General features: G+C 62.9%; 13 protein-coding genes. All 13 read left to right on the forward strand.

The window, feature by feature from the left end; translation table 11 throughout:
• The first annotated feature begins 75 nt into the window (after nt 1–75).
• Nucleotides 76–927 carry a hypothetical protein gene (locus CLV89_RS13055; protein ID WP_133166723.1) on the forward strand — a complete coding sequence of 284 codons (852 nt, stop codon included), beginning with the start codon at nt 76–78 and terminating at the stop codon, nt 925–927.
• 194 nt (nt 928–1,121) lie between these two features.
• Nucleotides 1,122–1,484 (forward strand): HNH endonuclease signature motif containing protein, encoded by a 363-nt coding sequence (locus CLV89_RS13060; protein ID WP_106164108.1) that lies wholly within the window; start codon nt 1,122–1,124, stop codon nt 1,482–1,484.
• Nucleotides 1,485–1,651: 167 nt separating this feature from the next.
• Complete coding sequence (locus CLV89_RS13065; protein WP_243395002.1) at nt 1,652–2,098, forward strand: P27 family phage terminase small subunit; 447 nt, start codon at nt 1,652–1,654, stop codon at nt 2,096–2,098.
• On the forward strand, nt 2,095–3,930 hold the full coding sequence (locus CLV89_RS13070; protein WP_106164110.1) for a terminase large subunit: 1,836 nt from the start codon (nt 2,095–2,097) through the stop codon (nt 3,928–3,930). Before CLV89_RS13065 ends, CLV89_RS13070 begins: the two co-directional genes overlap by 4 nt.
• Complete coding sequence (locus CLV89_RS13075) at nt 3,930–5,225, forward strand: phage portal protein (RefSeq protein ID WP_106164111.1); 1,296 nt, start codon at nt 3,930–3,932, stop codon at nt 5,223–5,225. The genes CLV89_RS13070 and CLV89_RS13075 overlap by 1 nt, the downstream gene beginning before the upstream one ends.
• An 11-nt stretch (nt 5,226–5,236) precedes the next feature.
• A complete protein-coding gene (locus tag CLV89_RS13080) occupies nt 5,237–5,830 on the forward strand; it encodes an HK97 family phage prohead protease (RefSeq protein ID WP_106164112.1) in 594 nt (197 codons plus the stop codon).
• A 69-nt stretch (nt 5,831–5,899) separates the two neighbouring features.
• Nucleotides 5,900–7,183 carry a phage major capsid protein gene (locus CLV89_RS13085; protein ID WP_106164113.1) on the forward strand — a complete coding sequence of 428 codons (1,284 nt, stop codon included), beginning with the start codon at nt 5,900–5,902 and terminating at the stop codon, nt 7,181–7,183.
• 3 nt (nt 7,184–7,186) lie between these two features.
• Nucleotides 7,187–7,759, forward strand: coding sequence for a head-tail connector protein (locus tag CLV89_RS13090; protein WP_106164114.1), 573 nt, complete (start codon nt 7,187–7,189; stop codon nt 7,757–7,759).
• A complete protein-coding gene (locus CLV89_RS13095) occupies nt 7,759–8,094 on the forward strand; it encodes a head-tail adaptor protein (RefSeq protein WP_133166725.1) in 336 nt (111 codons plus the stop codon). The genes CLV89_RS13090 and CLV89_RS13095 overlap by 1 nt, the downstream gene beginning before the upstream one ends.
• A complete protein-coding gene (locus CLV89_RS13100; protein ID WP_106164116.1) occupies nt 8,094–8,573 on the forward strand; it encodes a hypothetical protein in 480 nt (159 codons plus the stop codon). The genes CLV89_RS13095 and CLV89_RS13100 overlap by 1 nt, the downstream gene beginning before the upstream one ends.
• Nucleotides 8,570–8,932, forward strand: coding sequence for a tail completion protein gp17 (gene gp17 / locus CLV89_RS13105; RefSeq protein ID WP_106164117.1), 363 nt, complete (start codon nt 8,570–8,572; stop codon nt 8,930–8,932). Before CLV89_RS13100 ends, gp17 begins: the two co-directional genes overlap by 4 nt.
• Nucleotides 8,933–8,979: 47 nt before the next feature.
• Nucleotides 8,980–9,423 (forward strand): phage tail protein, encoded by a 444-nt coding sequence (locus CLV89_RS13110; protein ID WP_106164118.1) that lies wholly within the window; start codon nt 8,980–8,982, stop codon nt 9,421–9,423.
• 3 nt (nt 9,424–9,426) lie between these two features.
• Nucleotides 9,427–9,645 (forward strand): hypothetical protein (locus CLV89_RS13115; protein ID WP_133166726.1); only part of this gene is annotated, 219 nt, incomplete at its 3' end.

The following is a 9,645-nucleotide window of genomic DNA, read 5'->3' on the forward strand; positions in this document are numbered from 1 at the left end:
AGAGGTATAATTTGCGAAGCTCGCTTTCTACCTCCTGCTGTGGTGAGCATCCAAAGCTGAAGTGGAGCTACCGACTTGGGTTATTCGTCCATAGAACAAGAAGTTATTGTTTTAAATGCTGCGTGGGGCATGATTGATGAGATGGTCAACCATGCGATGTTCCATCTGCCAGAAGGGGGGCGAACAGACACAAATTTGCTACACCAGTCTGACTTCACGTTACGTTTGTTTAACATTTTACTTGGAGATTTTTTATCACCGCTCTCAGCAAGAGGCAAAAGAGACTTGCCATTTGGGCTGTCTAAGCCTCCTGAGAACTCAGGAACAAGTGACTTCACGTTCCTTTTCTATTTGAAAACAGTCTGTAAGACACCGCAACTAGGTTCAAACCCATCTGGACTCAAAGAAGTCATCGAAGCATTTTCCTCTTGGTTGGAGGCCAGGAGTGCTGTTGAGAATGTCTGGTTTCCTTCAGCTAGTATCGAGGTCGACCTTGAAGTGGAGAGGCGAGAGTGGATTAGAATCTGCGGGGACATCGCAAAGCACAGTTTTGCCCGGCTGGAACCGAACGTCGCGAAGATTGTTCGAATACTTAGGGACCATGAAAAAAATGTAGAGGTTGCAAAAGGCTATGAGCTTCTGCCAGAGTTTTCAGATTGGTTTCATAATAATATTTTGGCGTACCACGCGAGTACCATTGCTGAATTTCTAAACAATATCCGCCTGGAGCTGTACGCTTATCTGAAACCAGAGTTTTGCCGCTCGTTTAGTCGCACCGACGCAGAGGGAGGATACAAATTTGAAGTGCCGAATGGGATTGAACAGGATCTCGCACGATCAATGTACTGGGAGCTAATGAATCGTTGCAGGGCTGAGCCGTTGTTCCCCAAATTCACAGTTACAGAATGCCTTAAGAAACGATATTAACCTCGTTCTGCAAGGCGCGCGACAGAATGTTAGGCTTGGATAGGCGCGACTTTGCAAATGTCGCTAACTGCGCATTCCAGACTCCCCCACAAGCCCCCTTGACGCCAACCTCACCGGCGTGGCAGTAAATATGCATCATCACTAAATGCGCCCACGGGAAACCGGCGGGCGCTTTTGCGTTCCGGGGGTATGCGATGACAGCGCGGAGCGAGTACCACCATTTGTACAACCTGTCGGCTTGGCGGCGTCGCCTGCGACCTCAGCATCTGGCGCGTGAGCCTCTGTGCCGGGCGTGTCTGCGTCGGGGGATCCTGAACGATGGTTCCCTGACGGCGTCCGGATCTCGACAGGGTAACCCAAAGCGCTGCCGCCTGGTGGTGGATCATGTGATCCCGCATCGAGGTGATCAGGCGCTGTTTCTGGATCCGGGCAATCTGCAGACGCTGTGCCCGGATGATCATGATCAGAACAAACAACGGCTGGAGGCGCGCGGGTACTCGGAGGAGCGCGGTGCGGATGGATGGCCGGTGGATCCACAGCACCCGGCGAACCGCTGACGCAGCGGAGAGAATGCCCCGGGGGGAGGGCCCCAAGGAATTCCGGATGCGGTGGCAACCGGAGGGGGAGCCTTTTTCTGCGCAAAGTGGAAATTGAATAGAAAAAGCCACATGAACAAGGAGTTGACCGGGATATGCGAGGGCGCAGACCGACAGAGGAAAAGGTTGTGGCTCTCGCGGAAGAGGGCGCGCCGCTTCACAATCTGGAAGAGCGGGCGCGGATGCGCTTGGAGGAGATCCGGCCCGAGGGGCTGACCGGCGAGCTGCGCTGGACCTTTGACCGGCTGGCTCTGCCCTTGTGCCATCCAACCGTGGATCGCTTGAAGCCCAGCAATGTGTTCATGTTCCGCCAGCTCTGTGCGGCGGTGGTGCGTCATGAGCGGCTGACACTGGAGCTGGAGGAGCTGGGCGAGACCTATGAGAGCGAGACGCGCAACGGGGTGCAGATCAAGGCGCGGCCCGAGGTGGCGCAGCTCAACGAGACCTTCCGCCAGATCCGCGGGCTGGCCAATGACTTCGGCATGACGCCGGCGGCGGAGCGCGGGCTGTCGGGGGCGGGCCAGATGGGCTTCAGCTTTCCGGATCCCAATGGACCCGAGAGCTACCTGACGTGAGCGCGGAACATGCACGGACCTCGGACAGCGAGGACCCGGTGACAGCCTGGGCGCAAGCGGTGCAGGCGGGTGAGGTTGTGGCCGGTCCCTATGTGCGGGCGGCGGCGGATCGCCATCTGCGCGACCTGATCGAGGGGCCAAAGCGCGGGCTCAAATGGGATCTGGCAGCGGCGCTGCGGGCGATCCGCTTCTTTCCGGAGGTGCTGCGGCTCAATGGCGGGCAGTTCGAGGGCCGGCCCTTTGAGCTGCACCCCAGCCAGGCGTTCCGGATTGGCTCGCTCTTTGGCTGGAAACAGTACAGCGCCCGACACGGGGCGTGGCTCAGGCGGTTCACGCGGTTTTACGATGAGGAAGGCAAGGGCAACGGCAAGTCGCCCATGCTGGGCGGCATCGGCCTGTACATGATGGTGGCCGACAATGAGCCGCGCGCCGAGATCTATGCGGCGGCGGCCAAGAAAGACCAAGCGGGGATCCTGTTCCAGGATGCGGTGGCGATGGTGGATCAGTCGCCGGTGCTGAAGCGGACGGTGCAGCAGCAGGGGGAGAACCCCGTCTGGCAGATGACCTATCGCGGGCGCGGTGGCGACAAGCGCAAGTTCAAACCGCTCTCGGCAGAGAAAGCGCAATCCGGCCCGCGTCCGCATTGTGCGCTCACCGATGAGGTGCATGAGCACCCAAACCGGGATGTGATCGACATGCTGGAGCGGGGCTTCAAGTTCCGCAAACAGCCGCTCCTGTGCATGGCGACCAACTCCGGCACCGACAAGAAATCGATCTGCTGGGAAGAGCATCAGCATGGTGTCAATGTCGTCACCGGCGCGGTCGACGATGACAGCACATTTGCCTTCATCTGCTCACTGGATGAGGGCGATGACTGGGAGAATGATCCCAGCTGCTGGGTGAAGGTGAACCCGCTTCTGGGTGTCACCATTGATGAGGAATACCTCACCAAGGTGGTGAGCCAGGCCAAGATGATGCCGGGCAAGCGCAACGGGATTGCGCGGCTGCACTTTTGCCAGTGGACGCAATCGGTGACGGCAGCGATCCGGCGCGAGGCCTGGGTGGCCTGTCATGGTGAGGTGGATCCCGAAGAGCTGACCGCGCAGGGCTATCCCTGTTTTGGCGGTCTGGATTTGAGCCAGGTGCGCGACTTCTCGGCGCTGACACTCACATGGGTGCTGGATGCCACCAAGGACGCCGAGCGCTTGGTCTCCAAGACCTGGTTCTGGACGCCGGAGGGCACGCTGATGGAACGGTCGGCGAGGGATCAGGCGCCCTATGATCTCTGGGTGCAGCAGGGCTTCATCGAGGCGGTGCCGGGGGATCGGCTCAAATACCCCTGGCTGGCCGATGCGCTGGCGGATCTGACCTCGCGCTATCAGCCGGAGGTGATTGCCTGTGACCAATATGGGCTGGAACGGCTGAAGGACAGTCTGACGGAAAAGGGGCTGGTGCTGCCGACAGAGGTGCATCCGCAGGGCTTCCAGAAACGGGTGCTGGACAAGGTGCCGGATCCGACCAACCCGGGGCAGGAGGTCGAGATCTACCTGTGGATGCCGGATTCCATCAACAAGCTGGAAAACGCCATCTACGACGGGCGCCAGATGGTGGCGCAGAACCCGATGCTGGACAGTATGGCGGCCTCTGTCACCTACGCGGAGAACCGCACCGGCCATCGGATGTTTGACAAGGAAAAGGCCCATGGCCGCATCGACGGCATGGTCTCGCTGGCGATGTCGGCGGGGATTGCGCTGTGCCGGGAGCGCGGCGGGACGGAACAGTCGCCCTGGGGCGATGAGGATTATTCTCTGGAGGATGTGCTGTGGGATTGATGGGATGGCGCGGTCGCGCGGCGGCTGAGAGCGCAGACCAGCCGGAACAGCGCGCCGAGGTGGTGGACAGCGGCGAGGGGATGATCGCCGAGATGCTGACCGGCGCGGTGGGCGAGGGCGTGACCATGCGCGAAGCGCTGTCGCTGCCGGGCATCTGGGCGGCGATCAACTTCCTGTCGGCAGCCATGGCTGGCCTGCCCATCGAGGTCTTTGAGGCCACGGGCGACGAGGGTGGCGACAAGAAGATCTCGGGCGGGGTGGCGGATGTGCTGAGTGCGGCGGTGAATGACAGCACCACCTCCTTTAGCTGGCGAGAGACCTTCTTTGCCGAGGTCTTTGGCCCGGGCCGCGCCTATACTTACATCGAGCGCAATGGCCAGGGCCGGGTGATCAACCTGTTTCCGATGGAGTATCACCGCACTACCGTGCGCAAGGATCGCGGGCGTCTGTTCTATGACTACCGCGAGCCCTCGGGGCGGGTGAAGACCTATCCGGGCCGGGATGTGATCGACATCGCCTTTCTGCTCAAACCGGACCATGTGGGCTGCCACAATCCGGTGATGACCTGCGCCAGCGCCATCCGGCAGGGGCTCAATGCCAATCGCTATGCGCTGACGGTCTTCGGCAAGAACGGCGTGCCGCCCTATATTCTCACCGGCCCGTTCCAGGCGGCCAAGGAGATGATGCGGGCGGCGGCGGATCTGATGAAGGTGACGCGGCGGGCGGCGGATGAGAGCAAGCCGGTGCTGCCGCTGCCGGCAGGGCATGAGCTGAAGCGGCTTGGCGATGATCCGGACAAGATGCAGCTGACCTCGGTGCAGGTGTTTGCGGTGGGGCAGGTGGCACGGATCTACCAGCTGCCGCCGGTGTTCCTGCAGGAGCTGAGCAAGGGCAATTATAACAATATCGAGCATCAGGATCTTCACCTGGTCAAACACACGCTGCGGCGCTGGGTGAAGAAGTTCGAGCAGGAGCTGACGCTGAAGATCTTCGGGCGCGGCTCCAAACGCTATGTCAAACTGAACCTCGACGGCATCATGCGGGGCGACTTCAAGACCCGGGTCGAGGCGATTGTGAAGGCGATCCAGAACGGCTTGATGACACCAAACGAGGGCCGCGCGCTGGAAAACCGCGCGCCTCTGTCCGGGGGCGATGTGCTTCTGGTGCAGGGCGCAACCGTGCCGATTGAGCTGGCCGGCAAGGCCTTTGCCAAGGGCGCAGCGGCGGCGCCCGACCCTGATGACGATGTCGCGCCTGAGACGGGCGACGGCGACGAGACCACCCACACAAACTGACGGAGGCTGCAATGAGCGACCCCACACGCGAGGTGCGTTACTGCGCCGTCGCGCCAATAGAGCTGCGCGAAGACAACGGGCAGGCGCTGGCCGTGACCGGCTATGCGGCGGTGTTTGGCGAACGCACCGCCATCGGCCCGCTGGATCGCTGGGGCTGGGAAGAGGTGGTGGAGGCCGGCGCCTTCAGCGCGGCGCTGGACCGGCGCGACGATGTCACCTTCCTGATCGACCACGAGGGCCTGCCTCTGGCGCGCACCAGTTCGGGCACGTTGATGCTGTCGCAGGATCAGCGGGGCCTGCGGGTGGAAACAGAACTGGATCCGCAGGACCCGGACGTGCAGCGGATCCTGCCGAAGATGCGGCGCGGCGATCTCTCCAAGATGAGCTTTGCCTTCATTGCGGAGAAAGAGACCTGGGACGAGAGCGGCGATCACCCGCTGCGCTCGATTGGCTCGGTGCGGCTCTTCGATGTCTCGATTGTGACCGACCCCGCCTACCAGGGCACCGAGATCGGCCTGCGCTCGAAGGCGGCAGCGCTCGGCGGGGGCGCGCAGCTGTGTCGCCGCCGCATGCAGATGCGCGGGCGTCTGTCTGGCCTGCGCTGAGGGGCGCCGGTCATTGCCCTGTTCCGCGCCTTGGGCAAGCGCAAAAAGATCACATCCAATGAGGGTATTATGAGCAAGATCAAAGAACTGCGCGAACAGGCGCAAACCGTCCTGACCGAGGCCACCAGCCTGCGCGACGGGATCACCGACAAGACGCCGGCGGAAGAGGCCCGCGCGGCGAATGACAAGTTCGACACGCTGATGGATCAGTATGACGGGCTGGTGCGGGACGCGGATCGCGAGGAGCGCGCCGCAACCGCCCAGCGGGAGGCTGAAGACCGCCGCGAACAGGAAGAGCGCGCCCAGCGGGAACAGAACCGCCCCGGCCAGGACGAAAGCCGCCACCAGCCCGAGGGGGATGTGAGCGACGAATATCGCGAGGCGTTCCGCCAGTATCTGGCCAATGGTGCGGATCTGTCGGAGATGGATCGCGAGGCACGGGCGGCCCTGCGGGGTGGCGCGCGGGAGGTGCGCACGCAGACCTCGGGAACCGGGGCGCAGGGCGGCTTCCTGGTGCCCACCACGCTTGCGGGCTTTATCAATGTGGCCGCCGCAGCCCATGGCCCGATGATGGATGGTCAGATTGCCACCGAGATCAACCTGGCCAATGGCGCGCCCTTTGACCTGCCGACGGTGGATGACACCGCAGAGGAGGCCAAACCCCATGCCGAGGGCGATGAGGGTGTTGATGATGACAGCGGCGACATCGAGTTGGGCAAGACCACATTGCTGGCCTATGCGCTGGTGACGCCCTGGATCAAATGGTCCTTTGAGCTGGCACAGGATTCCGCCTTTGGCTTCGAGCCGCTTCTGGGCAAGCTGATCGGGGAGCGGATCGGGCGCAAGGGCAATGCCTGGCTGACCACCGGCAGCGGCAACAACCAACCGCTGGGGTTTGTCACCGGCGCGCCGGTGGGCCATGTTGCCACTGCCACGGATGCCATCACCTTTGATGAGATCTTTGATCTGGAGCACTCCGTCGACCCGGCCTATCGCGGCGGTCCCAAGGTGCGCTACCAGATGCATGACCAGTCCGTGAAGGCGCTGCGCAAGCTGAAGGACGGCAATGGGCGCTATCTCTGGTCCGATGGCGATGTCACCAAGGGCGTGCCGGCCACGCTCAATGGCCGGCCCGTGTCGTTCAACCAGGCGATGGCGCAGATCGGCGCCGGCACCAAGCCCATCGCTTACGGTGACTTCTCGGAATATTACGTGCGCAAGGTGGGCAATCCGCTGCTGGGCGTGGCGCGCGAGAAGTTCTTCCCCAACCTCGGCATCATGGGCGTGCATCGCATTGACGGCGCGCCGGCGCAGACCAAGGCCATCAAGGTCCTGCAGATGAAAGCGGCCTGATCCATGGCAATGGATCGTCTTGTCCCACCGGCGGAGCCGCCGGTGGAGCTCGCCCAACTGCGCGCGCATCTGCGGCTGGAAGAGGGCGAAGAGGATGGCCACCTGCAACAGTGCCTGGATGTGGCGGTGGCGCAGTTTGATGGCGATGATGGCGAGCTGGGCCTCGCGCTGGTCCGCCAGCAATGGCAGCAGAGCTATCACCATGTGCCCGGTGCGGGTGGCTCTGTTGAGCTGATCCTCGGGCCGGTGACTGCGGTGGAGCAGGTCGAGGTCTTCACCCCGGCGGGGAGCTGGGACGCGGTGGCATCGCCGGAGCTGTTTGAGCTGGGCGGGCGGTTCTATGTCCGTGCGCGCAGCTGGCCTCGCCCGGGTCGCTGCGCACTGCCGCTCAGGGTGCGCTACCAGACCGGCTTTGGCGCAGCTGCTGATGTGCCAAAGCCGATCTGCCATGCCATTCTGCTGTTTGCGGCCCATCTCTATCAGGCGCGCGAGCCGGTGGTGTTCGAGGGCACGCCGGCGGAGGTGCCGCTGTCGATCGCGCGGCTGATCGCGCCCTTCAAAAGTTGGTGGCGGTGATGGGCATCGCGGAACGGGATCGCCGCATTGTCTTTCTGGAGGCGCAGCGCGCGGAGAATGATGCAGGCGAAGCGGAGGTCACGGGCTGGAACACGTTGTTTTATCGCTGGGCGGCCTATGAGCCGGTGAGCGATGGCGAGCGGCTCCGGGCGGCTGCGGTGGAACAGCGCAGCGACGCGCGGTTCCGGGTGCTGTGGTCGGGGCCCATGGTGCAGATCACCGGCGCGCATCGGCTGCGCTTTGACGGCGCGGATTGGCAAATCACCGGCCTGAAAGAGCGCGGTTTTAAAGGAGAGATCGAGATCACCGCCTGGAAGATCCCGGAGGTCGCCTGATGAGCGTCAAGATGAAGATCGAGGGCGCGGGCGACATCGAGCGCGCGCTGGCCGCCCTGCCGCGTGGCACCGCCAAGGGGGTGATGCGGCGGGCGATGAAGAAGAGCCTCAAGCCGGTGGCGCAGATGGCAGACGCGGCCTCGCCCTTTACGGTTGCGGTGACCAGCAAACTGACCGCCCGCCAGAAACGCGAGGCGCGCCAGGACCGGGGGCGCAGCAAGGTGGTGCTCTATGTCGGCCCGGTTGATGCGGCAGGCGACGGTGAACCCCATGCGCATCTCTATGAGTTTGGCACCGGGATCCGGGTGCAATCCTCCACCGGGCGCAGCACGGGGCGGATGGCGGCGCGTCCGTTTCTGCGCCCGGCCTGGGATGCCAATCAGGCGCTGATGCTCGCCACGCTCAAACGCGAGGTCTGGGGCGAGATCGAGCGGGCGGTGGAGCGCGCCCGGCGCAAGGCGGCGCGGGCCGGCAGATGAGTATGGAACGGGAGCTGAAGGATCTGTTGAAGACCCTCGGGGCGCCGGTGGTCTGGGGGGCGTTTGACGGGGATGTGGGCTTTCCCCGGATCACCCTGCAGCGGATCTCCACGGTGACGCGCTACTCGCTCAAGGGGCGCGCGGATCTTGAGACCGCGCGGGTGCAGGTGAATGTTGCGGCCAAGACTTATGGCGCGCTGCTGAGCCTCGGTCGCGAGGTCTCCACCACACTCACCGATTATCGCGGCGGATCAGTGATCCGCATCAAAGAACTCTCCCGGCGGGATTCCACACAGGAGACCGGCGGTGATGTGATCCGGCTGCAAATGCTGGATGTGCAGGTGCGCTACCGCGCCTGATCTGGCCGGGAAACCGGCACCTCCCAAACACTATGAAAGGACGAGCCATGGCAGAGAATGTCATCGCAGGCGATCTGGCGGACATTGAATGGTCCCCGGATGGAGAAGAGGCGACGTTTGTCGTCATCAAGGGGTGCAAGACAGTGGGCATCCCCGAGGAAAACCCGGAATACCGGGATCGGACCTCGCTCGACAGCCCCGGTCGGTCGCGCGAATGGGGCGTGGGCCTCACGGATACCAGCGAGCTGACGCTCAGCTGTTTTTATTCCGCCGCGCTTTACGAGTTGGCCGCCGGCTACAAGGCCTCCGGCAAGCCGGTGTTCTTCCGGGTGAAGCTGCCGATGATGGAGGGTCAGGCCACCACGGGGGATGTCTTTGCCTACAAGGCCTTCGTGAACCCCTCGGTGCCCTCGGTCGATCATGAGGGAGATCTGATGACGGATCTCAAACTGCGCCCCACCGGGCTCATCAGCTGGACCAAAGGGAGCTAAGGAATGATTGCTGCAGCAACTCTGAAGCAGGGCAGAACGACCCATAAACTGCGCTTCACCACCGGCGCGCTGATGCGCTTTGAAGAAGATAACAACGGCAAGGCCTTTGACGTGCTGCTGGATGATCTGATCCAGGGCAAGGGCGGCGTGCGCCTGCTGGTCTCGGCGCTGTCGGCGGGGCTCGACAATGGCGCCGGGGTTGCGCGCGAGGAGGCGATTGCC

Origin of the sequence: Tritonibacter scottomollicae, assembly GCF_003003215.1 — a bacterium.
Lineage (GTDB): Bacteria > Pseudomonadota > Alphaproteobacteria > Rhodobacterales > Rhodobacteraceae > Epibacterium > Epibacterium scottomollicae.

Excerpts from the sequence above, each read along its gene's own strand:
- CLV89_RS13095 (WP_133166725.1), top strand. The coding sequence starts at position 7,759 with ATGGGCATCGCGGAACGGGATCGCCGCATTGTCTTTCTGGAGGCGCAG.
- gp17 (WP_106164117.1), top strand. The coding sequence starts at position 8,570 with ATGAGTATGGAACGGGAGCTGAAGGATCTGTTGAAGACCCTCGGGGCG.
- CLV89_RS13075 (WP_106164111.1), top strand. The coding sequence starts at position 3,930 with ATGGGATGGCGCGGTCGCGCGGCGGCTGAGAGCGCAGACCAGCCGGAA.
- CLV89_RS13090 (WP_106164114.1), top strand. The coding sequence starts at position 7,187 with ATGGCAATGGATCGTCTTGTCCCACCGGCGGAGCCGCCGGTGGAGCTC.
- CLV89_RS13110 (WP_106164118.1), top strand. The coding sequence starts at position 8,980 with ATGGCAGAGAATGTCATCGCAGGCGATCTGGCGGACATTGAATGGTCC.
- CLV89_RS13060 (WP_106164108.1), top strand. The coding sequence starts at position 1,122 with ATGACAGCGCGGAGCGAGTACCACCATTTGTACAACCTGTCGGCTTGG.
- CLV89_RS13080 (WP_106164112.1), top strand. The coding sequence starts at position 5,237 with ATGAGCGACCCCACACGCGAGGTGCGTTACTGCGCCGTCGCGCCAATA.
- CLV89_RS13100 (WP_106164116.1), top strand. The coding sequence starts at position 8,094 with ATGAGCGTCAAGATGAAGATCGAGGGCGCGGGCGACATCGAGCGCGCG.
- CLV89_RS13085 (WP_106164113.1), top strand. The coding sequence starts at position 5,900 with ATGAGCAAGATCAAAGAACTGCGCGAACAGGCGCAAACCGTCCTGACC.